This window comes from Bradyrhizobium algeriense (assembly GCF_036924595.1).
GTDB classification, from domain to species: domain Bacteria; phylum Pseudomonadota; class Alphaproteobacteria; order Rhizobiales; family Xanthobacteraceae; genus Bradyrhizobium; species Bradyrhizobium algeriense.
Map to the genome: position 1 here is coordinate 4505952 of NZ_JAZHRV010000001.1, position 21919 is coordinate 4527870.

Genomic DNA, 21919 nt, shown 5'->3' on the forward strand with positions numbered 1-21919 from the left:
CGCAAATTCGATAGACGTGAGTACGCGGAGAGCGCCCCTCACCCGGATCGATCTGACGATGCGATCCGACCTCTCCCCGCAAGAGCGGGGCGAGGTAAGATAACCGCGCCAGTCAGCGATGCGGATCCGGATAAACCACGCTGCGCCAGCCGCTTCGATCGAACGGCGACCATTCACCTTCCGCCTGCGCCAGGCGATCGGCCACCGCATAGACGACGGCGGGGTGATGGCCCATGCCGCAATGGCTGCTCTCGACCTCGATGCTCTCTGATGTCGCTGACGTCTTTTCCATGCAGCCCTGCCAGGCGCAGATGCCATCGGTGCGGCTGAAGATCGCGGTGGTCGGCACCGGCGGCGTGCCGGACAGCGCACCGCCGAAACGGGCGTCTTCTTCGTCGGCGCGTCGGCCGCTTGCCATCTCATAAACGCGCCAGGCGTTGGTCGCCTTCGGTCCCGCGGCAAACGGGCTGCCGAGCGTGATCACGGAGCGCACGCGCTCCGGCATCATCTTGGCGAGCTGGCGTGCGTAGAGACCGCCGAGGCTCCAGCCGACCAGCGAGACCTTGCGGCCATGGGTGTCGTTCAACTCGTGCACCAGATCGACCATCGCGTTCTGCACGCCGTGGCGCAGCCCGAGATTGCGGCCCTGGCGCCAGCCGCTGACCGCGTAGCCGCGGCTCTTCAGGAAGCTGCGCAGCGGACGCGTGGAAGTGTCTGATGCAACAAGCCCGGGCAAAACCAGCACCGGATGACCATCGCCTCGTGGGGCGAGGCTGAGCAGCGGCAGCGCGCCGAGAAAAGCGCCCAGTTCGGAAATGGCTCGCCCCTCCAGAAACATCAGCGTTCTGGACGGCGGCGAAAGCGTCTGTGTAGCAACGGACATTATGTCTCCTCTCGGGCGGGCCCCTTACGTCTCGGCAGCCACGCCACTGGTTCAGTTAGACGCAACGCAGTAGAATCGTTCGCAACGCAACATTGTTCCATAAAAAGCTAAGGAACCGGTTTTGCCGTTGCAAGCGGGGCAGATCACAGTCGGGACAACTAAAAGCGTTGACGTGATCAATTAGTCACAGCAGCCGCAGCAGGTATTCGAGGGTGTAGAGCGCCAGCCCTGCAAGCCCGCCGATCAGCGAGCCGTTGAAACGGATGTATTGCAGGTCGCGGCCGATGTTGATTTCGATCAGCGAGATCAACTGCCCCATGTCCCAGGATTTCACCTGATCCGAGATAAAGGTCGAAACGCCGCTCTTCTGTTCAGCGACGACGGTGCGCATCACCGCAACGAGCCCCTGATTGATTTCGGTGCGCAACTCGGCGTCGCCGGCCAGCGCCTCGCCCGCTTTCACGAACATGCGCACCAGATATTGCTCCAGCACCTGCGTCTCGCCCGACGCGCTGCGTTCAAAGAAGGTGCGCACATTCTCCCAGATATGACGCGCCAGGCTGGTCAGTTCGGGCCGCGCCAAGAGATCGCGCTTCAGGCCGGCGATGCGTTCGGCGTAAGCCGGATCGGTACCGAGGCGGTCGACGAAGGTCAGCACCATACGGTCGAACTCGCCGCGAAACGGATGTTGGGGATCGTTGCGGACTTCCTCGAAGAACGCGGTCGCCGAGGCTACGATCTTGTTCACCAGAAACTTGTCGGCGCGATAGAGTTTTAAAAGCGTCGGCAATTCGGCGCGGATCTTCTCGCGGATCATCGCCATGGTCTCGGCCTGCGTCATCATCTGATGCACGCCGCGAAGGAGATCGTCGAGCAGACCCTGATGCCGCCCCTCCTTCACGAATGCGCGCAGCGTACCAGCAGCAAGCGGCGCGAGATCGATCGCCATCAGTTGCGCGGTGATGCGGCGGCTGACGAAAGTCATCAGCCCGGAATTCTCCGTCGCCGCCACCGCCTCGGGCAACAGCCGCAGCGCGAAGCGTGCGAGATCCTCGCTGCGCTTGCGGTCGCGCAGCCAGTCGGCGATGAACGAGCCGAAATCGATCTGTCGCAGCTTGGCTTCGACCGGGGCAGATTCGAGAAAATGCACCTCGATGAATTCACCGAGCTTGTCGGCGATGCGCTGCTGGTTGCTCTGGATGATCGCGGTGTGTGGGATCGGCAGCCCCAGCGGCCTTTTGAACAGCGCCACCACGGCGTACCAGTCGGCGAGGCCGCCGATGGTGGCGGCCTCGGCAAAGGCCGCGATAAAGCCGAACACCGGATGCACCGGCAGCAACGCCTTCGCGCCGAGGAAAATCGCAAACGTCGCCGCCAGCACCCCCGTCGCCAGCAACTTCACACGCCGCAACTCGGCGGCGCGGACGGCGTCGCCGGGAGTGTCGATGCCGAAGGTGGCGGGAAGCGTCATGATTTGGAGTCTACCGCGATGCCCCACTGCCGTCATGGCCGGGCTTGTCCCGGCCATCCACGTCTTGATCAACCCAAGCAAGAAAGACGTGGATGCCCGGGTCAATCTAGCGCGAAGACGCGCTTCGCGCTTCTGCCCGGGCATGACGTGGAGAGGACAAAAAGAAGGCCCGCCAAAAGCGGGCCTTCGAAAATGCAGTTGTCAGGCGGATCGCGATCAGGCGGTCTTGGAATAGACCTTGGCGAAGTTGTCCTGCGCGTTCTTGGCACCCTCGGTGACGAGCTTGCCGAGATATTCGGTGCTGGCCTTCGCCCGCGAGACGAGCACTTCGCCACGCGCACGGACCAGGTCCGACTGGATCTGGGCGGCTTCGCTCAGCGACTTGGCCGACGCGAGCTTGTCGATGCCGGCGAAGAACGCTTCCGCGTCCTGATAGAACGCCTGCTGGATGTTGCGGCTGATCTTGGCGGCCTCGGAAACCGAACCGGCAACGGCGGTCTCGATCGCAGCGGTCGCCTTCTCCGAACCTGCGTAAAAGTCGGCAGCGCGCTCCTTGGCGGTCTCGGCCTGCTTCTTCACGAATTCACGGGCGGCTTCCGGAACTTCCAGGTTCTGAAGCTTGGTGAACGCCTCGGTGACGGGCGCGAAGGCTTCCTTGACGGTGTTCAGCACGGAATTGGTTTCGGTGGTCATTGGGGGTCTCTCCATCCTCAGGTTTGAGCTATGGGCTCACCCCGTCCGGATTGGCCCGGGGCAGGAGTGTTGTGCCATAGTTAATGGTGCGGCGCAACATCAATGTTGCAGCGCGATATCACGAATTCGTGAAAAGCCTGATAGATGGGCGCCTTGCCCGCTGAACCGGCAAAAGTATGACTTTAGTCTAATGCCGGAGCCGCCACGCTCTACTTTGCATGGGGTTGTTTTGCGAGTTTTGTGTCCGGGCGGTGTCCGGCCGGTCAGTGCTGAACCGCCCCCGGCAGCCCATAAGCTTCCATCTGGGCGCGCACCTGCGCCACATTATGTCCGAGCACGACGATGTCGTGCTTCTTGCCGTCGACGTCCCGGACGTGGTCCCGCAGCAGGGCCTCGGCCTTGAAGCCAAGGCTTTCGAACAGCGCGATCGCCGCCTGCTGGTCGACCGTCATCTGCACCGACAGCTTTTCCAGGCCGGCGCCCAGGGCAATGGCAAAAGTCTCCTGCGACAGCGCCCGGCCGACCCCCTGCCCGCGGACATCCAGCGACACCACCATCCGGATCTCGCCGACATGGGGCGACCAGGAATGTGGGTCGCGCACCAGCGTGCCGCAGCCGACCACCGTGCCGTTTTTCACCGCCAGCAGGCTGACGATGGCGCCGCGCTCGATCTCGTTGACCCAGGCCGACAGCACTTTGGGCTGACTGATATTGCGCGGCAGGAACAGCAGATCGTGCGTCGGGAGCTTTTGCGCAAACGCCAGCACGGCGGCTTCGTCGCTGCGCGCCATCATGCGGAATTCAATGTCGCCGGCGTCGGTCTTGACGTGGCGCGGATAGGAACGTGTTTCGCTCATGTTGATCTCTTACCTAGCCAGGAGTCCAGTTTCGGCCACAGCCGCTTGATCGCGTTGGCGCCGGCGACGAGGCTGACATGACCGCCCTTCAGCATCACCTCTTCCTTGTCCGTGGAGCCGACCTTGGTGATCAGGTGTTTTGCCGCGTCATAGGGCACGATGTGATCGTGTTCGGCGACCGCATGCAGGATCGGCACCTTGATCTTTGAAATATCCGCCGCGCGTCCGCCGACCGTCATGGTGTCGTTGTAGAGCTTGTTGTCCCACATCAGGTCTTTGGTGATTGCGCGAAAGTACTCACCGGCCAGCGGCAAGGTGTCCGTGCCCCAGCGATCCATCATCCGGTAGGCTTTGACGTATTCGTCGTTCCAGATGTTCTCCCACAATTGCACCTGGCTGACGGTGCGCGAGGCCGGCCGCAGCATTTCGAACGAGGACAGGATCATTTCCGGCGGCACGTTGCCGACGCTGTCGACCAGCTTGTCGACATCGAAATAGCGTCGATCAGAAAAATTCTGGAACAGCTTCATCTCGCGGAAATCGATCGGCGTGGTGAAGCAGATCAGGTTCTTCATCGGCCCGTCGTTGAAGATCGAGCCGTACAACAGAGACAGTACGCCACCGAAGCAATAGCCGATCACGTTGACATCATGCTCGCCGGAATCCTGCTGCACGCGGCGGACGCAATCCGGGATGAAGTCGAGGACGTAGTCCTCCATCCGCAGGGATTTTTCCTCCGGCTTCGGCGCGGTCCAGTCCAGCATGTAGACGTCGTAGCCGCGCTTCAACAGAAACTCGATAAAGCTCTGGCCTGGCACCAGGTCGAGGATGTAGCCGCGGTTGGTGGTCGCCATCACGATCAGGATCGGAATGCGGTAGATTTCGTCCGCGACCGGCCGATAGTGATAGAGGTTCATGGTGCCGCGGACGGCGAGAATGTCCTTTGGCGTCGAGCCGAGCGATGGACCGGACGAGGAAAAATATTCGACGCCCTTGATGCTGCGCTGGATCGCGCGCTGCACCTCGGACTGGACTCGCTCCGAGATCGACGCCAGATCGAGAGCCGCCGGAGCGTTCATTTCTGCTCTCCCTCCGATGGCGGACGCTTGGTGCGCGGCGGCCGCGGCGTGCCAAGGCCGCCGTCCTGCGCCAGCGAGTTATGATGCACCTGATGCAGCATCGCCTTGATCTCGTTGAGCTGGCCTTCGATCGACTGCAGCCGTTCGGCCATGCCGACCATCTGCGCCCGGCTCGGCAGGTTCATCGCCAGCAGGTATTTCTCCATCAGCTCGCCGAGCTGCTTCTGCGCGCCCGCCGACACGCCGCCGACCTGGTTCATCGCCTTGGAGAACTCAGGCGAGGCCATCGCCTGGTTGGCGAAGGAGTTGAACCCCTTCTCCATCTCCCCGAGCATGGCCTGCCAGATCGCGGCAGGATCGTTGCCTTTGTCGGCCATAGACGCCCTCTCCCTAAAAGGTTACGAGCGCTTGCCACGCTTCGCTTCATTGACCCCATACCACACCGTTGCGGCGGGCCGGTCAACCGGACGATGGGCGCCCGCGACAGGTCTTCTGCGGTGCGGGAAACCGTGCCATACAGTTTGCCCGTCAAGGTACCACCCGAGGGAAAGACACAGCGATGCTCGCTCATCAGCCGCCACAGATCGCTCGCGCCAACGGCATCGATATCTGCTACGAAATTTTTGGCGATCCGGCCGCGGAACCGCTGTTGCTGATCATGGGGCTCGGCGCCCAGATGATCCATTGGGACGACGATTTCTGCCGCCAGCTCGCCGCGCGCGGCTTTCGCGTCATCCGCTTCGACAATCGCGACATCGGCAAATCCTCGCACCTTTCCGGCGGCAAGCGCCTGACCCCGTTCGAGCTGCTCAAGCTACGGTTCCTGAAGATCCCGGTCGCCTCGACCTACAAATTGATCGACATGGCGAAGGACACGGTCGGCCTGATCGATGCACTCGGCATCCAATCGGCACACCTCGTCGGAGCATCGATGGGCGGCATGATCGCCCAGGAAGTCGCGCTGTCGTTTCCGCAGCGGGTGCGTTCGCTGACCTCGATCATGTCGACCACCGGCAACCCGAAAGTGCCGCCGCCGACGCGCGAGGCCGCCGCCGTGCTGATGGCGCCGCCACCGACATCAAAGGAGGAATATTTCGCGCGGTTCGCCAAAACCTGGAAAGTGCTGCGCGTCGGCTCGTTCCCGGAAGATGAAGCGCTCGACCCCTCACGCGCCGCGCGCACCTATGAGCGCGGCCTCAATCCGGCCGGCGTCGGACGCCAATTGCGGGCCGTGCTGGCCTCCGGCAGCCGCAAGGAACGGCTGGGTCAGGTGAAGGTGCCGACGCTGGTCATCCACGGCACCGTCGATCCGCTGGTCCGTCCCGAGGGCGGCAAGGACACGGCGGCGTCGATCCCGGGCGCAACGCTGCTGATGATCGAAGGCATGGGTCACGCCTTGCCGATCCCGATGTGGCCGCAGATCATCGGTGCGATCGACGAGCACGCGCGTCGCGCGGCAGTGAAGGCGGCGTAGCTCTGCGCAGCCCGGATGGAGCGCAGCGCAATCCGGGAAACCCTATCAGCTCGCGCCTGGCCCGGATTACGCGAAGCCTGTCATCGGGCGCGCATTCGCGCGACCCGTTGGCTCCATTCGGGCTACGCTTTATTGGCAATCCAGATGACGTGGCGCGCGCCGCCGCCTCTGCCAGTGGCGCGGATATTGACTTCGTTGACGTCGAAGCCTGCACCACGAAGGCGCTTTGCGAATGCCGGATTGGGCCCGGACGACCAGACCGCCAGCACGCCGCCCGGCCGCAACGCCGCGCGCGCCGCATCCAACCCGGACGGACTATAGAGCCCGTCATTGGCCTTGCGGGTCAGCCCCTCCGGGCCGTTGTCGACGTCGAGCAGAATGGCATCAAATTTCGAACGATGCGCGCGGATGATTTCGGTGACGTCGGATTCCCGAATGCTCACGCGCGGATCATTCAGGCTGTCGCCAAAAATTTCCGCCATCGGACCTCGCGCCCAGGCGACGACCGCGGGCACCAGTTCGGCCACCACGATCTGCGCTTTGTTTCCGAGCACGGCGAGCGCCGCGCGCAGGGTGAAGCCCATGCCGAGGCCGCCGATGAGCACATGCGGCTTTGCAATCTTTTCGATCTTCTTCGCCGCGAGCGTCGCCAGCGCCGCCTCCGAGCCCGAGAGTCGACTGTTCATCAGCTCGTTGGTGCCGAGCATGATGGAGAACTCCTTGCCGCGCCGCTTCAGGCGGAGTTCGTCGTCGGTGCCGGGGATGCGCGCGGTGTCTATCTTTTCCCAGGGAATCATGCTGGAGCTTGTAGCATGATTGCACGATGTCGCGGCCAGCGATGAACCGTAGGGTGGGCAAAGCGAAGCGTGCCCACCATTGACGCCGGCGATTTCGGAGAGATGGTGGGCACGCTGCGCCTTGCCCACCCCATGAAGAAGCTACCCGCCGGCCCACACATCCAGCACGTAACGGTTCTTGGTGCCGAGATCGTCGATCCAGCGCAGGCCGGCTTCGGCGTCGTCGCCGGACTTTTCGCGGTAGATCGCAACCAGCGCGGCCTTGACGTCCGGCTCCATCTTGCTTCCGTCGCCGCAGACATAGACGATCGCGCCCTGCTCGATCAGGCTCCAGACGCGTTCCTTCTGCGCCGCCACCTGATGCTGCACATAGGTCTTCGGCCCGTCGGCGCGCGAGAACGCGGTGTGCAGCTCGGCAATGCCGTCGGCGGCAAAGGCTTTCAATTCATCGGCGTAGAGAAAATCCTGATCGGGATGCCGGCAGCCGAAGAACAGCATCGCGGGGCCCAGTTTTGCACCTTGCGCCTTGCGGTGCACGCGCTCCTGCAGGAAGCCGCGGAATGGCGCCAGCCCAGTGCCGGGGCCGATCATGATCACGGGTTGAGCCGGATCATCGGGTAAGCGGAAGCCAGCCTTGGTCTCGCGCAACGTGGCATGCACGCTGTCGCCGACGCGGCGGCCGGAGAGATAGTTCGAGCAGACGCCCTTGTAGACGCCGCGCCCCGAACTGGCGGGCGCTTCCACGACGCCGACGGTGACACTGCAGCGCGCCGGGTCGACCGAGGGCGACGACGAGATCGAATAATAGCGCGGCGCCAGCAGCGACAGCATTTCCAGATAGGCGTGGAACGGCAATTCGCAGGCCGGATGTTCCTCCAGCAGATCGAACACCGATTTGCGCCGGGCCAGCACGTCCGAGCGGTAGCGCTCTGCAGACGCGTCATCGTCGCCGACATAGGCGAGCAGTTTTGGCTTGGTGACGGGACACCGCGTGTGTTCCGTCATGATCTGGATCTGCTTGCGGGTCGCGATCTGCTGCAGCTCGACGAACTCGGTCAGCAACCGCCCGACCGACACGGCATCGCCGACCGGCAATTGCGCGCGGCGGCCTTCGGCGACCTGCAGCCGGATCTGATCGGCGGGCAGGAAGCCGAAGCGGCGCGCGACGGAATCGACCAGCGCGGGATCGTTGCGCGGCACGACGCTGAGATGGTCGCCGACGCGATAGGTGATGCCGGGCGGCAATTGCACCTCGATATGCCGCGTCGAGCGGTCGGAAGGATTGGCGCCGCTTTTGTTCTGTAGTTCGGAATTGACCGACACCTTCATCGGCGCAACGCCGCCCTGCGACACGAGCACATTGACGGCGGACGGCGCCACCGGCTCGATCGAATAAAGCGGCGCGTCGTCGGCGCTGCGGGCGAAACTGGAATCGACGCCCAACTCCTTCATCGCCGCGGGCGCGGCTTTCGCGAACCATTTCTCGAACTGGCCGTCGAGGTCGCTGCGGGCGTCGCCTTCGCCGCGAGCAAAGAGGCTGCGGGCGCCATGCGCCGCCAACTGCTCGTCGATCATCCGCGGCACGGATTGATAGGTCGCCGCCCAGTCGCTGTTGCCGCAACCGAACACGGCGTAACGCACCTTGGCGAGCGCATCCTTCGGCAGGCCGCTGTCCAGCCACTTGACGAACTGCGTGGCGTTATCAGGCGCTGCGCCGTTGTAGGAAGCGCAGAAGATCAGCAGTCCGCCCTCTTCCGGCAGCTTGCCGACATAATCGTCGAGCGCGCCGAGCTTGGTCGCAAAGCCGTTGACCTCGGCGAGGTCAGCCACTCGCGTCGCCAGTTCTTCCGCGGTGCCGAGGTTGGAGCCGTAGAGCACCAATAGCGGCGTGTTGTGTCCGGGACGAGCGCGTGCCTGCGGCGCCGCTGCGTTCGAGGCGGCCGCGGCTACCGCCGCGCGGCCGGCGAAGGCGCCGCGATCCTTGTCGGCGCGCGGCCGCACCTTGATCTTGAAGCCGTCGGGCTTGATCGTCAGCGTTTCCTTCAGGTGCATCTGGTACCGGTGGGTGTCGATCAGCTTGAAGCGCTGCAGGATCATGCCGATGGCGAGCGCCGCCTCATGCATCGCAAAGCCGCGGCCGATGCAGGCACGCTGGCCGTTGCCGAACGGCTTCCAGGCATTGACCGGGCGCTTGGCCTCAGCCTCGCGGCTGAAATTTTCGGGATCGAACGCGTCCGGGTTCGGACCCCAGACGCTGGGATCGCGGTGCAGCGCCATCACCAGGACGGTGACGAAGGTGTTCTTCCTCAGTTTGTATTTGCCGCCGATGGTTTCATCGTTCAGCGGCGCGATGCCATAGGCCGGCGCCGGCGGCCACAGCCGCAGTGCTTCCTTCAAGATCTGCGTGATGTAGGTGAGCTGCGTGACCTGCTGATAGGTCGGCTTCGCATCGATATCCGGACCGAGCACCCGGTCGACTTCCTCGTAAGCCTTCTTGAGCACTTCCGGGTGCTTGAGCAGCGCATAGATCGTGCACGACAGAAGTCCGCTGGTAGTCTCGTGGCCCGCGATCAGGAATGTGTTGATCTGGTAACGGATGTTGACGTCGTCGAGCTGCTCGCCGGTGACACGGTCGACGCCGGTCATCATGGCGCCAAGCATGTCCTTCTTGGCATCAGTGGCTTCCGCATTGCCGCGGCGCTCGGCAATGATCTCGTCGACCATCTTGTTCATGAAGAGGACGTCCTGGGCGAGCGTCTTGCGCCGCTTCTGCAGCCACAGGCCTTCCAGCGGCAGGCCGCGGGTCATCATGATGGTCTCGAGCGATCGCACCAGCGATTCCACGAACGGGTGATAGTCGCGGCGGTAGAACGAATTGAAGCGGTAGTCGAAGCCGCACAGCCCGATCGTATCGAGCGTCAGCGCCGTCATGTCGTGGACGACGTCGATCTCCTCGTCGCCGTTGAGCCGCTCCCATTTCTTCACGAGCTGCTCGGCGATATCGACCATGCTCGGATGATAGGACGTCATCGCGCGGTTGCCGAACGGCTGCAGCAGGATGTTGTGCGCCTTGCTCCAGTTCGGCTCACTGGTGTCGGCGGTAAACAACCCGTCGCCGCCGACAGCGCGGACCCGGCGCAACGAACCGCGCACCGCCTTGTCGAAGCGCTTCTCATCCGAGAGCTCGTCGATCAGATCGTGGCCGCCGACAATGACGAGCGGCGCGCCCATCATGTCCAGCCAGAAGATCGGCCCCAGCTCCTTGGTGAGCCGCACCAGATGCTGCACCGGCGCGTTGGGGTCCAGCGACAGCATGTTGCCGACGACAGGCTTTCTCGGCGGATGCGGTATCGGACTTAGTTTGTTGCTGGCCGCCATTGTCGAAGTGTCTCCTGCCTGACCTCATCCACGCTGTCATTACGGGGCGATGCGAAGCATCGAACCCGGAATCTCGAGATTCCGGGTCTGGTCCTTCGGACCATCCCGGAATGACGGCGCAAGTTGCTGCGCTATCCTCGCAGTGACGGCGAGTTGCTTCTTTTTACGCTCACCCAAATCGCTTCCTACGCCATTCGATCAGCTTGGCGCTGACCTCGTCCGGCTTTTCCTGCTGCGTCCAATGGCCGCTGTCGCGCACGAGATATTTTTCCAGATCGGGAATGAGCTTCTCCATGCCGTCGGCGGCCGATGGCGGCAGCACGTGATCGTTTTCGGCCATGATCATCAGCGACGGTACCCGCACGGTGTGGTCAAGCCACTCCGAACGCTGCCAGTTGCGCGACATATTGCGGTACCAATTGATGCCGCCGGTGAACCCGGTTTTAGTGAAGGTATCGACGAATACCTTCTTTTCCTCCGGGCTCAGGATCGGCGCGCGCGGATCATGTTTGGCGTCGTAGCCGGCGATCATTTGCGGAAACGCCAGGTTGAGCCTGGGCGAGGCGCCAACACCGGCGACCGGCTGGTCTGCGGGCGCGGTGTCGCTGCGTGGCACCGGCTTGCGCATGAAGGCATCAAAGGTCTGCTCGACCCGGCTGCCGAATATTCGATCGGGTTCGCGCGCCTGGTCCTGAAACTGCACGATATACATCTGGTCGCCGAAGCGCATGCGGAACAGTTCGATGGGATCCGCCGGCGCGCGGTCCATGTGAGGGGTATTGACGCCGACGACGCCCGCGGTGCGATCGAGATGCCTCAGCGGCATCTGCCAGACGATGAAGCCGCCCCAGTCGTGACCGACGAAGATCGCGTTGCGGATCTCGAGATGGTCGAGCAGCCCGACAAGATCGTCGGTCAGGTGCTCTATGTCGTAGTCTTCGACCGGCTCGGGCCGGTCGGTCGCGCCGTAGCCGCGCTGGTCCGGCGCAATCACGCGGATGCCGGCCTCGCTCAGGGCCTTGATCTGGTGACGCCACGAGAACGCGATTTCCGGCCAGCCGTGGCAGAGGATGAGCGGCGGCGTGTCGGACTTCGGTCCCGCCTCGTAATAGCCCATGCGAATACCGTTCACCTGGGCGAACTGCAGCGGCGGCATTTCAATCATCGCCAGACCCTATTCAGCCGCGCGGGTCATGCTCGGCGGCGGTGCGAACGCCTCCTCCAGCGCTTCAAATTCGACCGGCAGCATGTCGCACATGACCTGGACATGGGGAATGATGTTGGCGCCGGCGATGAAGCCGAAATCGAGTTGGTCGCGGTAGCTCTGCACGGTGATGTTGAGCGCGATCCCGTGCGTCGCGATCGATACCGGGAAGATGTGCAGCAATTCCGCGCCCGCTGCATAAAGCGTCTGCCGCGGCCCCGGTACGTTGGAAACGGTGATGTTGGCCGATGGCGGCAACACGTTCGACAGGTCCGAGCGGCTGTAGAGCAGCGCCATAATCTGCACCAGGATCGGCGCACCAAGCATCGAGACGTTGGAGACTTGCGGCATGAAGGCCCGCAACGGATGCGACATCTCCTTGGACTTGGTGGATTGCGCGATGATCGCCTCCAGCCGTTCCTTCGGGTCCTCGATATTGGTGGCGATCGAGCAGATCATGCCGAACACCTGATTATTGGCCTCGGTGTTGCCCTCCTCGCGCAGCGAGATCGGCACAGCTGCGGTCATCGACTTGGCCGGCAAGGCGCCCCGCTCCAACAGATAGCGGCGGACCACACCCGAAGACAGCGCCAGCACCACATCGTTGAGCTTGCCGCCGGATTGCTTGGCGACCGCCTTGGCCCGCGACAGCGAGATCGAGGTGCCGGCAAAACTGCGCTCCGACGAAATCGCCTTGTTCAAAATAGTCGACGGCGAAACCATGCTGGCGATGCTGTCGCGCGACTTCGGATCGGAGATCTTGCCGACCACGTCGGAGACGCTCTTGAGCATCGCCGGAATGCTGCCGGCGAATTTCACCGCGCTCTCGATCTGGAACATGGCGTTGTCGAACAGGATCGATCCGAGATCGCTCTTGCCCGAGCGCGGCAGGTCGAGGGTCTTCGGCGTCGATGAGCCGTCGAAGGGCTGGCGCCAGAGTTGCTGGTAGGAATCGATCAGGTTGGCGGCGATGTCGCGCGGCTCGTTGCCGCCCTTGGCCTGCGGGATCGGTTGCTCGACCACGCGCGGCACCGGGGTGACGTCGTAGATCATGTTGGTCAGCGCCGCGCCCGCGCCGCCGTCGATGCAGGCGTGATGCATCTTGGAATAAAGCCCGATCTCGTTGTCCTTCATGCCCTCGAAGACATAGAACTCCCAGAGCGGCCGGGCGCGGTTGAGCAGCTTGGCATGCATCCAGCCGACGATGCGCTCGAGCGTCGCGCGGTCATACGGCGCCGGCAGGCTGCCGCGGAAGATGTGACGGTCGATGTCGAACTGGTCGTCCTCGACCCATGACGGATGATCGATGTCGAGCGGGGCCTTTTCCAGACGGGCTTTGAGGATCGGCGCGATGTGCAGCCGCGAGGCGATCATCGCCTTGAAGTCCTCGAAGAAGTTGCCGTTGTAGTTCTCCGGCAGGCGGAAGATCGCCATGCTACCGACATGCATCGGCATCTCGGGCGTTTCCAGATACAGAAACGACGCGTCCATCGAAGACAGTTTCTTGGCGTCCGCCATATTTTCCTCCCGCAGTAGAAAACGCGGCGCCTTGGTGGCGCTTCTGGCGTCTCGAATGTCTTTGTTATTGGAGCATATCCGAAAACCTCTCACCATCCTGCATCAATTGCCGGGCGGGACCTTTCGGGATCATGCCCTTGGCTCAGGGCGTTGGCTCAGGATTGTGCATTTTCAGGTGGGCCGTAGGCAATGGCAAATGGCCCTGATCGGTCAAAATGCTTAAACTCCCCCTCGGACTGCGCCAGACGGTCGGCCACCGCCCATAATGCTGCGGGGTTGACGCCGAGCCCGATATGGCTGGCGAAGTACACCTCGATGTTTTCGGCGGTCTCAGAAGGACGCAGCAGGCTGGTGTGCCAGTTCACGATGCCGTCGGTACGGGAATAGATCGAGGTCGCCGGCACCGGCAGGTCACCGGCGATCGCCTGGCGGATTTCCAGATTATCGTCGACGGCCTCCCCCGACAGCGCCTCGTAGAGCCGCGTGGCATTGGTCGCCCTGATGTCATTGGCAAACGGACTGCCGAGCGTGATCACGGCGCGCACCATGTCCGGCATCTGCAGGGCGAGATCGCGCGCATAGACGCCGCCGAGACTCCAGCCGATCACGCTGACCTTGCGGCCGGTCTGGTCGTGAATGCGCCGCAGAAGATCGCGCAACGCAACGCGCTTGGAAGCGACGCCGCCGAGATTGCGGCCCATGTTCCACGCATGGGTGTCGTAGCCGAGTTCTTTCAGGTAGCGCCGCATCGGCGCCATCGACAGATCGCTGGCGAGAAAGCCCGGCAGCGCCAGCACCGGATGCCCGTCGCCCTTCGGCGCGCGCAACAATAACGGCGACAGCAAGAGGCTCGAATTCAATTCGAACAGGCCCCTCACCTCGGCCAGCATCAGAAAGAGGCTCGGCGGCTGTAGCCGTTGCTCGCCCGTCGCTGCGCCGCCTTCCGCGATGGCCACTATTACTTGTCCTTCTTGCCCATGCCGCCGAGGCCGGCCATGGTCACGAACATATCCTGGAACCGCTCGGCGATTTTGGGATCGAACGTGAACCAGCTCTGGATCAGCGATTCCGGCGAAACCTTTTCGATATTGGCCATCACCTGCTGCTGCATCTTGTCCATCACGGCGTTCTGCATCGGCGAGACGTCGGGCAACCCGAAGAACTGCCTGGCCTCCAGCGGTGTGCAATCGATTTCGACGTTAACTTTCATGACCGCTCCTTTTGCTGGCTTGTGACAGTATCGCCACGATGGCCCGCGTCGCGCAAGGACAAGACCTCGCCTCCACCCCCGTCAATCGTCCGGTATGGTCAACCAAAACGTTCGACGGCAAAAGGCCGGGCGTCGGCAAACGGGGTCTCGCCGGTCATCATTTCGGCCAGCAGGCGGCCGGTTGCGGGTCCGAGCGTCAGGCCGTGGTGCTGATGGCCGAAGTCGAACCATAGCCCGCCATGGCGGGGGGCCTTGCCGATCACCGGCAACATATCGGGCAAACAGGGGCGTGCGCCCTTCCACGGCGCGGCGTCAACCGGCTCTCCCAGCGGGAATAGCCCGTGCGCCCGCGGCAGGGCCCGCTCGACCTGGACCGGCGTAGGCGGCGCATCGCGGTGGGCAAACTCGGCACCGGTGGTCAGGCGAATGCCGCGGTTCATCGGTGCCAGCAGATAGCCGAGATCGGTGTCCAGCACGGGGTGGTTCAAAACCGCATTGCCGCGCGGCTTGAGGTGCAAATGGTAACCACGCTTGACCTGAAGCGGGATCGAATAGCCAAGCGGCGCAAAAATCTGATCGGACCACGGCCCCATCGCCACGACGACGTCGCGCGCGGTGATCGTGCCTTCCAGCGTCGCCACCCGCCACCGTCCGCCGGATTGTTCGAGCGTTCGCGCGTCGCCGACAAGGTATCGCCCGCCCTTGCGGCCGAACAGCGCCGAATAGGCTTTGGCCAGGCCGCCGGGATCCGGCACGAAGCCCGGCGCCGGAAAATGGATTGCGCCGCTGAAATCGCCGGTCAGATGCGGCTCGCGCGCCATAATCGCCGCCGTGTCCAGGATCTCGCCCTCGACCCCATACTGCCTGGCACGCTCCAGATCCCCCACCGCGCCCGCAAGCGTCGCCTCGGAGCGAAACAGCTTGATCCAGCCGGTCCGCCGCAATAGCTCCGGCACATTGGCTTCCGCGATCAGCGCTTCATGCTCGATCAGGCTGCGCTGGATCAGCGGCAGCTCGGCCATCGCACTGTGCAGTGCACGCTCCGGTGATGAGGCGAGGAAATACCGTGTCAGCCACGGCAGGAAAGCCGGCAAATCCCTGAAGTGGTACCGCACCTGCGGCGCACGCAGGAATGCGTAGCGCAGGATCTGGCCGAGATCACGCGGAAACATGTAAGGAAAGACCGAGGCGCATTCGATCAATCCGCCATTGCCGTGACTTGTTTCCTCGCCGGCAACCTCGTGCCGGTCGATCAGAACCACGTTCCGGCCGCGCTTCTGCAGGTGCAAGGCGGCGCTCACGCCGACCATGCCCGCACCCAGGACGAGTACGTCGGCCTTCAGTTCCGCCATCAGGCACTCCGAAAGTTCAATGTAACGTGCTTGCGCGCACGGCTTATGGTGAAACTAGTCAATACTGCACCGCCGCGCAAACCGGCACGCGGTGCGGGATAATGATGCTTGCGCGGTGGCTGGACTCTGGCAACATGGCTCGGCAATATCCGCCGCCAGTCGCGGAAATGGCTGATCAAAGCGGGGAAATCGAACAGATGTCGGTACGTCGGAGTTTGTTTGCAGCGGCCACGGCTTCAATCATCGCGCTCACAATGGCGCCGGCATCGGCCCAGACCCTGCGCTACGCCAACCAGGGCGACCTCAAATCGCTCGACCCCTACACGCTGAACGAGAGCACGACCCACGCCCATCTCGGACACGTGTTCGAAGGCCTGGTGGCTCGCGACAGGGATTTGAAAATCATCCCCGCTTTGGCGGAGAGCTGGGAAACGCCGGAGCCGACCCGCTGGCGGTTCCATTTGCGCAAGGGCGTAAAATTCCAGAACGGCGATCCCTTCACCGCCGATGATGTGGTTTTCTCGGCGGATCGCGTCCGCAAAAAGGGCTCGAACCTGCAGACCCGCATTCCCACCGACGCCAAGGTCGTCAAGGTCGACGACTACACGGTGGACTTCGTCCTGACCTCGCCAAATCCCATTCTCAACTCGCAATGGGATACCTGGTACATCATGAGCAAGAAATGGGCCGAGGCGAACAATTCGGTCGACCCGACGCCGGCCGCGGCAACGACGCCGAGCTTTGCCTCGCTCAACGCCAACGGCACCGGCGCCTTCACCGTCGAGAGCCATCAGCCCGGCGTCAAGACCGTGTACAAGGCCAATCCGAACTGGTGGCGCAAGCCCGAACATAACCTCAAGGAAATCATCTTCACCCCGATCGGCTCGGACGCCACGCGCGTCGCCGCTCTGCTCTCGGGCGAAGTCGATGTCATCGAGCCGGTTCCGATCCAGGATATCACGCGCGTCGATTCCAGCGCCAACGCCCAGGTGCTGAAGGGACCGGAACTTCGCACCATCTTCCTCGGCATGGATCAGACGCGCGACGAGCTGCTCTATTCCAACGTCAAGGGCAAGAACCCGTTCAAGGACGTCAAGGTGCGTGAGGCCTTCTTCAAGGCCGTCGATATCGAACTGATCAAGACCCGCGTCATGCGCGGCCTGTCGACACCCTCGGCGCTGATGATCGCGCCGCAATTGTTCAAGCTGTCCGGTGACTTCACGCGACCGAAACTTGATCCCGACGGCGCCAAGAAGCTTCTGACCGAAGCTGGTTATCCCGATGGCTTCGAAGTCACGATGGACTGCCCGAATGACCGCTACGTCAACGACGCCGCGATCTGTCAGGCGGTCGTCGGCATGCTGGCCCGCATCGGCGTCAAGGTAACTCTGCTGGCACAGCCCAAGGCGCAGTATTTCGCCAAGGTGCTGAAGCCCGGCGGCTACCAGACCTCGTTCTACCTGCTCGGCTGGACACCCGGCACGCTCGACTCACACAACGTCTTGTTCGACATCATGGGCTGCCGTGACGATCCGAAATCCAGCCGCGGCGAGGCCAACCTCGGCGGCTACTGCAACAAGAAGCTCGACGAACTCACCGACAAGGTGCTCCAGGAGTCCGACATGACCAAACGCGATCTCCTGATCAAGCAAGCGTACGAAATCGGCGCCAAGGACTTTGGATATATCCCGCTGCACCAGCAGGCGCTGGCGTGGGGCGTATCGAAGAAAGTGAAGCTGAGCCAGCGCGCCGACAACCAGGTCCTGCTCTACTGGGCGACCAAACAGGACTAGCCAGGCGTCAACAACAGGTCCCGGCGGCTTGGCGGCTTCCGGGACTTTCTTTTCGAGGCGACCGCGACGTCCGCCGCCGCATCTAGAGCATGATCCGGAAAAGTGGGTACCGGTTTTCCGAAAAGATCATGCTCAGACAATAAGATGATCGACGAGCATGATTCAACTCAGTTGAAGCATGCGTTAGAGAGCAGTGAAAGGAATCCATGCTCGCTTTCACTCTTCGCCGTGCTATCCAGGCCATCGGCGTCATGATCGCGGTCGGCGTCATCGCGTTCTCGATGTTCCGCTTTGCCGGCGACCCGGTCAACCAGATCGTCTCATTGGATACGCCGGCGGCTGAGCGCGAGGCGGTGCGCAAGTCGCTCGGCCTCGACGATCCCGTGCCGGTGCAGTTCGCCCGCTACTTCGCCAATGCCGCGCAATTCAAGTTCGGCGTCTCCTACCAATTCCGCCAGCCGGTTTCGAACCTGCTGATGGAGCGGATGCCGGCGACGCTGGAACTGGCCGCCTGCGCCACCGTTTTCGCCATGGTGTTCGGGATCCTGATGGGGGTCTATTCGGCGCTGCGGCGTGACACCATTCTCACAAAATTTTTCCAGGCGGTGTCGCTGATCGGAATCTCGCTGCCGACCTTCCTGATCGGCATTCTCCTGATCTATCTGTTCTCGGTGACGCTGGGCTGGCTGCCCTCGTTCGGGCGCGGCGACGTGGTGCGGATCGGCTGGTGGACGACAGGCCTGCTGACCTTTTCCGGCCTCAAGGCGCTGATCATGCCATCGGTTACGCTGGGGCTGTTCCAGATGACCCTGATCATGCGGCTGGTGCGCGCCGAAATGCTCGAGGTGCTCCGCACCGATTACATCCGCTTCGCCCGCGCCCGCGGCCTGACGACACGCGCCATCCATTTCGGCCACGCGCTGAAGAACACGCTGGTTCCCGTCATCACCGTGGCAGGGCTGCAGTTTGGCTCGGTAATTGCATTTGCCATCATCACCGAAACCGTCTTCCAGTGGCCGGGTATGGGATTGTTGTTCGTGCAGGCCGTGCAAAACGTCGATATCCCGATTATGGCCGCTTATCTGCTGATGGTGTCGCTGATCTTCGTCACTATCAATCTGGTGGTCGACATCCTCTACACCATCGTCGATCCGCGCCTGCGCTCGACCATCAGCCGTCCGGCCTAAAGCGAGACATAAGATGTCCGATGCCGTAGTGCCCCACCGAGTAGAGCCGAGCGCGCAGCGGACGCGCGCCGGCACGGGCTGGATCAAGCGCGCGCTCGACAGCGATATTTTCTATTCGTTCCGCCGCTCGCGAATGACCATGGTGGCGGCCGCCGTCACCGTCCTGTTCTTTCTGCTGGCGCTCTTCGCATCGCAGCTCGCGGTGCAGAACCCCTTCGATCCGGCCCAGCTTCAATTGATGAATTCGCGCATCTCGCCGCTGTGGACCGCCGATGGCCAGAGCCCGTTCCTGCTCGGCACCGACGAACAGGGCCGCGACGTATTTTCAGCCATTCTCTACGGGTTGCGGATCTCGCTCGTGGTCGGCGTGCTCGGCGTCATCTTTGCCGGGACGCTCGGCATCACGCTTGGCCTGATCGCGGGCTATGTCGGCGGCGCGGTCGACGGCTTGATCATGCGCATCGCCGACGTGCAGCTCACCTTCCCCGCGATCCTGATCGCGCTACTCGTCAACGGCGTCGCCAAGTCCGTATTCGGCAACCGGCTGGACGCCATGAGTACGCTGGCGGTGCTGGTGGTCGCGATCGGCTTAAGTTTCTGGGTCCAGTATGCCCGCACCGTGCGCGGCTCGGTCATGGTCGAGAAGAGCAAGGATTACGTCGCGGCAGCCCAACTGATCGGCCTGCCCGCGCCCAAGATCATGCTGCGGCATGTGCTGCCCAACACGATGGGCCCCATCCTTGTCATCGCCACCATCAACCTCGCGCTCGCCGTCATCACCGAGGCGACGCTGTCGTTCCTGGGCGCCGGCATGCCCGACACCATGCCCTCGCTCGGCACCCTGATCCGGATCGGCAACAACTATCTGTTCGCCGGCGAATGGTGGATCGTCGCCTTCCCCGGCATAGCGCTGGCGGGACTGATCCTCTCCATCAACCTGCTCGGCGACTGGCTGCGCGACGCGCTCAATCCAAAGCTCCGATGACCGTTCCTGTCCTTTCCGTGCGTAACCTCGAGGTGGAATTCCTCACCCGCCGCAGCACACTGCGCGCGATCAACGGGGTGTCGTTCGACATCGCCAAGGGCGAAGTGCTCGGCGTGGTCGGCGAGTCCGGCGCCGGCAAATCGGTCACGGGCCTCGCCGTGATCGGGCTGATCGATCCGCCCGGCCGCATCGCGGGCGGCGAGATCTACCTGTCGGGAATGCGGATCGACCATCTGCCGCCGGAAGAAATCCGCCGCATCCGGGGCAAGCGGATCGGGATGATTTTCCAGGATCCGCTGACCAGCCTCAATCCGCTGTACCGGATCGGCGACCAGATCGTCGAGACGATCCGGACCCACCTGAATCTGTCGGAGACCGCGGCGCGCAAGCGCGCTATCGATCTGTTGGCCGAAGTCGGTATCCCCGCGCCGGAGAAACGCATCGACGCCTATCCGCACGAATTCTCTGGCGGCATGCGCCAGCGCGTCGTGATCGCGCTTGCGATCTGCGCCGAACCCGAACTGATCATCGCCGACGAGCCGACCACCGCGCTCGACGTATCCGTGCAGGCGCAGATCATTTCGCTAATCAAGCGGCTGGGGCGCGATCACGGCACGGCGGTGATGCTGGTGACCCACGACATGGGCGTGATCGCCGAGACCTCTGACCGCGTCGCGGTGATGTATTCGGGGCGGATCGCCGAAATCGGCCCGGTGCAGGACGTGGTGCAGAACCCGCTGCACCCCTACGCCAAGGGATTGATGGGCGCGATCCCGACGCTGGCCGGCGAGGACAAGCGACTGGTGCAAATTCCCGGCTCGATGCCGCGGCTGTCGGCGATCCCGCCCGGCTGCTCGTTCAATCCGCGCTGCGCCTTTGCGTTCGACCGTTGCCGCGTCGAACGGCCGGAACCGCTGAAGCACGGCTCGCATGCGGTGGCCTGCCATCTCTTCGATACCGCGCCAGGCGAAACCGCGAAGGAGACCGCGGCATGAGTCCGCCCTTTGTCGATGTCAGAAATTTACGCCGCGTGTTCGACGTCTCAAAACCGTGGCTCAACCGGGTGCTGGAAGGCGGCCATCTGGAATTTTTGAAGGCCGTCGACGGCGTGACCTTCGATATCAAAAAGGGCGAAACTTTTGCGCTCGTCGGCGAGTCCGGCTCGGGCAAGACCACTGTGGCGCGGATGGTGGTGGGATTGCTGCCGCCGAGCTCGGGTGAAGTGATCATCGACGGCGTGTCGATGACAAATGCGCGGCAGGCACAGGCGCGTCAGCGGCTGCGCCGCCGCATCCAGATGATCTTCCAGGACCCCTATGCGAGCCTCAATCCGCGTTTTCGGGTCGATGCCATCGTCTCCGAACCGATCCGCGCCTTCGACCTGATCCAGGGCGAGCGCGATATCAGAACGCGCGTCGGTGAATTGTTGAGCGTCGTCGGCCTGCATCCCGACGACGGGTTGAAATATCCGCATGAATTCTCCGGCGGCCAGCGCCAGCGTATCGCGATCGCACGCGCGCTGGCGTCGGAGGCAGAATTCATCGTCTGCGACGAGCCGACCTCGGCGCTGGATGTTTCCGTTCAGGCGCAGATCCTCAACCTGATGCGCGACCTGCAGGACAAGTTCGGCCTGACCTATCTCTTCATCAGCCACAACCTCGCCGTGGTCCGCCATATGGCGACCCGGATCGGCGTGATGTATCTCGGCCGTATCGTCGAGATTGCGGAAGGGCGCGAGCTGTTCGCCAATCCCCGCATGCCCTACACCAAGATGCTGCTGGGGGCGGTCCCGGATCTCGCGATGTCCGGCCGCCAGCGGATCCCGGTCAAGGGCGAAATCCCCAATCCGATCGATCCGCCGCCCGGCTGCGCTTTCAACCCGCGCTGCCCGCTGGCGTTCGATCTCTGCCGGAAGGAAGCGCCGGCCCTGATCGACGGCGTCGCCTGCCATGCCGTCAACCATCCGGTTGAGACCACGGCCCTGGTATGATCACGGGGATGGGTGCAATGCGTGGCATCCCAGCGGTTGGCATCCAGC

19 protein-coding genes are annotated in these 21919 nt (G+C 63.1%); 6 read left to right on the top strand and 13 right to left on the bottom strand.

The features are described 5' to 3' along the window. Positions 1-112 precede the first annotated feature (112 nt). The 6 genes from V1286_RS21870 to V1286_RS21895 all read right to left on the bottom strand — a co-directional run bounded on the left by V1286_RS21870 (position 113) and on the right by V1286_RS21895 (position 5360). Positions 113-883: an esterase/lipase family protein gene (locus V1286_RS21870; protein WP_334482480.1), complete on the bottom strand. Its 771-nt coding sequence runs from the start codon at positions 881-883 to the stop codon at positions 113-115. A 184-nt stretch (positions 884-1067) separates the two neighbouring features. Next, entirely contained in the window at positions 1068-2354 is a 1287-nt protein-coding gene (locus V1286_RS21875; protein ID WP_334482482.1) for a DUF445 domain-containing protein, read from the bottom strand. A gap of 216 nt (positions 2355-2570) precedes the next feature. After that, positions 2571-3047, bottom strand: coding sequence for a phasin (locus V1286_RS21880; RefSeq protein ID WP_108521834.1), 477 nt, complete (start codon positions 3045-3047; stop codon positions 2571-2573). A gap of 263 nt (positions 3048-3310) precedes the next feature. Further along, on the bottom strand, positions 3311-3904 hold the full coding sequence (locus V1286_RS21885; RefSeq protein ID WP_334482487.1) for a GNAT family N-acetyltransferase: 594 nt from the start codon (positions 3902-3904) through the stop codon (positions 3311-3313). Next, complete coding sequence (locus tag V1286_RS21890) at positions 3901-4983, bottom strand: alpha/beta fold hydrolase (RefSeq protein WP_334482490.1); 1083 nt, start codon at positions 4981-4983, stop codon at positions 3901-3903. Before V1286_RS21890 ends, V1286_RS21885 begins: the two co-directional genes overlap by 4 nt. Beyond that, positions 4980-5360, bottom strand: coding sequence for a hypothetical protein (locus V1286_RS21895; RefSeq protein ID WP_334482493.1), 381 nt, complete (start codon positions 5358-5360; stop codon positions 4980-4982). The genes V1286_RS21890 and V1286_RS21895 overlap by 4 nt, the downstream gene beginning before the upstream one ends. A 182-nt stretch (positions 5361-5542) precedes the next feature. Here V1286_RS21895 and V1286_RS21900 point away from each other — a divergent pair, with 182 nt between their 5' ends. Further along, positions 5543-6457 (top strand): alpha/beta fold hydrolase, encoded by a 915-nt coding sequence (locus V1286_RS21900; RefSeq protein WP_334482496.1) that lies wholly within the window; start codon positions 5543-5545, stop codon positions 6455-6457. A 122-nt stretch (positions 6458-6579) separates the two neighbouring features. Here V1286_RS21900 and V1286_RS21905 read toward each other — a convergent pair whose 3' ends face one another. From V1286_RS21905 to V1286_RS21935, 7 genes are all read right to left on the bottom strand, one after another. Next, positions 6580-7254: a spermidine synthase gene (locus V1286_RS21905; RefSeq protein WP_334482498.1), complete on the bottom strand. Its 675-nt coding sequence runs from the start codon at positions 7252-7254 to the stop codon at positions 6580-6582. Between the two features lie 141 nt (positions 7255-7395). Continuing rightward, complete coding sequence (locus tag V1286_RS21910; protein ID WP_334482501.1) at positions 7396-10632, bottom strand: bifunctional cytochrome P450/NADPH--P450 reductase; 3237 nt, start codon at positions 10630-10632, stop codon at positions 7396-7398. Between the two features lie 169 nt (positions 10633-10801). Continuing rightward, entirely contained in the window at positions 10802-11797 is a 996-nt protein-coding gene (locus V1286_RS21915) for an alpha/beta fold hydrolase (protein ID WP_334482504.1), read from the bottom strand. A 9-nt stretch (positions 11798-11806) separates the two neighbouring features. After that, positions 11807-13354: a WS/DGAT/MGAT family O-acyltransferase gene (locus V1286_RS21920; RefSeq protein ID WP_334482507.1), complete on the bottom strand. Its 1548-nt coding sequence runs from the start codon at positions 13352-13354 to the stop codon at positions 11807-11809. A gap of 155 nt (positions 13355-13509) precedes the next feature. Beyond that, the gene (locus V1286_RS21925) at positions 13510-14244 is read right to left on the bottom strand and encodes an esterase/lipase family protein (RefSeq protein WP_334489822.1); all 735 of its coding nucleotides are present in this window, start codon (positions 14242-14244) and stop codon (positions 13510-13512) included. Positions 14245-14312: 68 nt separating this feature from the next. Continuing rightward, positions 14313-14564 (bottom strand): DUF6489 family protein, encoded by a 252-nt coding sequence (locus V1286_RS21930; RefSeq protein ID WP_108521853.1) that lies wholly within the window; start codon positions 14562-14564, stop codon positions 14313-14315. A gap of 98 nt (positions 14565-14662) precedes the next feature. Continuing rightward, the gene (locus V1286_RS21935) at positions 14663-15916 is read right to left on the bottom strand and encodes an NAD(P)/FAD-dependent oxidoreductase (protein WP_334482511.1); all 1254 of its coding nucleotides are present in this window, start codon (positions 15914-15916) and stop codon (positions 14663-14665) included. A 197-nt stretch (positions 15917-16113) separates the two neighbouring features. Between V1286_RS21935 and V1286_RS21940 the strand changes: the two genes are divergently transcribed. The 5 genes from V1286_RS21940 (at position 16114) to V1286_RS21960 (ending at position 21871) form a co-directional block, all read left to right on the top strand. Continuing rightward, the gene (locus V1286_RS21940) at positions 16114-17709 is read left to right on the top strand and encodes an ABC transporter substrate-binding protein (protein ID WP_334482513.1); all 1596 of its coding nucleotides are present in this window, start codon (positions 16114-16116) and stop codon (positions 17707-17709) included. Positions 17710-17915: 206 nt separating this feature from the next. Beyond that, positions 17916-18896: an ABC transporter permease gene (locus tag V1286_RS21945; protein ID WP_108521857.1), complete on the top strand. Its 981-nt coding sequence runs from the start codon at positions 17916-17918 to the stop codon at positions 18894-18896. 13 nt (positions 18897-18909) lie between these two features. Next, entirely contained in the window at positions 18910-19881 is a 972-nt protein-coding gene (locus V1286_RS21950; protein ID WP_334482517.1) for an ABC transporter permease, read from the top strand. Beyond that, positions 19878-20876: an ABC transporter ATP-binding protein gene (locus V1286_RS21955; RefSeq protein WP_334482519.1), complete on the top strand. Its 999-nt coding sequence runs from the start codon at positions 19878-19880 to the stop codon at positions 20874-20876. The genes V1286_RS21950 and V1286_RS21955 overlap by 4 nt, the downstream gene beginning before the upstream one ends. Next, positions 20873-21871 (top strand): ABC transporter ATP-binding protein, encoded by a 999-nt coding sequence (locus V1286_RS21960; RefSeq protein ID WP_334482521.1) that lies wholly within the window; start codon positions 20873-20875, stop codon positions 21869-21871. The genes V1286_RS21955 and V1286_RS21960 overlap by 4 nt, the downstream gene beginning before the upstream one ends. Positions 21872-21919 lie beyond the last annotated feature (48 nt).

Excerpts from the sequence above, each read along its gene's own strand:
- V1286_RS21870 (WP_334482480.1), bottom strand. The coding sequence starts at position 883 with ATGTCCGTTGCTACACAGACGCTTTCGCCGCCGTCCAGAACGCTGATG.
- V1286_RS21875 (WP_334482482.1), bottom strand. The coding sequence starts at position 2,354 with ATGACGCTTCCCGCCACCTTCGGCATCGACACTCCCGGCGACGCCGTC.
- V1286_RS21880 (WP_108521834.1), bottom strand. The coding sequence starts at position 3,047 with ATGACCACCGAAACCAATTCCGTGCTGAACACCGTCAAGGAAGCCTTC.
- V1286_RS21885 (WP_334482487.1), bottom strand. The coding sequence starts at position 3,904 with ATGAGCGAAACACGTTCCTATCCGCGCCACGTCAAGACCGACGCCGGC.
- V1286_RS21890 (WP_334482490.1), bottom strand. The coding sequence starts at position 4,983 with ATGAACGCTCCGGCGGCTCTCGATCTGGCGTCGATCTCGGAGCGAGTC.
- V1286_RS21895 (WP_334482493.1), bottom strand. The coding sequence starts at position 5,360 with ATGGCCGACAAAGGCAACGATCCTGCCGCGATCTGGCAGGCCATGCTC.
- V1286_RS21900 (WP_334482496.1), top strand. The coding sequence starts at position 5,543 with ATGCTCGCTCATCAGCCGCCACAGATCGCTCGCGCCAACGGCATCGAT.
- V1286_RS21905 (WP_334482498.1), bottom strand. The coding sequence starts at position 7,254 with ATGATTCCCTGGGAAAAGATAGACACCGCGCGCATCCCCGGCACCGAC.
- V1286_RS21910 (WP_334482501.1), bottom strand. The coding sequence starts at position 10,632 with ATGGCGGCCAGCAACAAACTAAGTCCGATACCGCATCCGCCGAGAAAG.
- V1286_RS21915 (WP_334482504.1), bottom strand. The coding sequence starts at position 11,797 with ATGATTGAAATGCCGCCGCTGCAGTTCGCCCAGGTGAACGGTATTCGC.
- V1286_RS21920 (WP_334482507.1), bottom strand. The coding sequence starts at position 13,354 with ATGGCGGACGCCAAGAAACTGTCTTCGATGGACGCGTCGTTTCTGTAT.
- V1286_RS21925 (WP_334489822.1), bottom strand. The coding sequence starts at position 14,244 with ATGCTGGCCGAGGTGAGGGGCCTGTTCGAATTGAATTCGAGCCTCTTG.
- V1286_RS21930 (WP_108521853.1), bottom strand. The coding sequence starts at position 14,564 with ATGAAAGTTAACGTCGAAATCGATTGCACACCGCTGGAGGCCAGGCAG.
- V1286_RS21935 (WP_334482511.1), bottom strand. The coding sequence starts at position 15,916 with ATGGCGGAACTGAAGGCCGACGTACTCGTCCTGGGTGCGGGCATGGTC.
- V1286_RS21940 (WP_334482513.1), top strand. The coding sequence starts at position 16,114 with ATGTCGGTACGTCGGAGTTTGTTTGCAGCGGCCACGGCTTCAATCATC.
- V1286_RS21945 (WP_108521857.1), top strand. The coding sequence starts at position 17,916 with ATGCTCGCTTTCACTCTTCGCCGTGCTATCCAGGCCATCGGCGTCATG.
- V1286_RS21950 (WP_334482517.1), top strand. The coding sequence starts at position 18,910 with ATGTCCGATGCCGTAGTGCCCCACCGAGTAGAGCCGAGCGCGCAGCGG.
- V1286_RS21955 (WP_334482519.1), top strand. The coding sequence starts at position 19,878 with ATGACCGTTCCTGTCCTTTCCGTGCGTAACCTCGAGGTGGAATTCCTC.
- V1286_RS21960 (WP_334482521.1), top strand. The coding sequence starts at position 20,873 with ATGAGTCCGCCCTTTGTCGATGTCAGAAATTTACGCCGCGTGTTCGAC.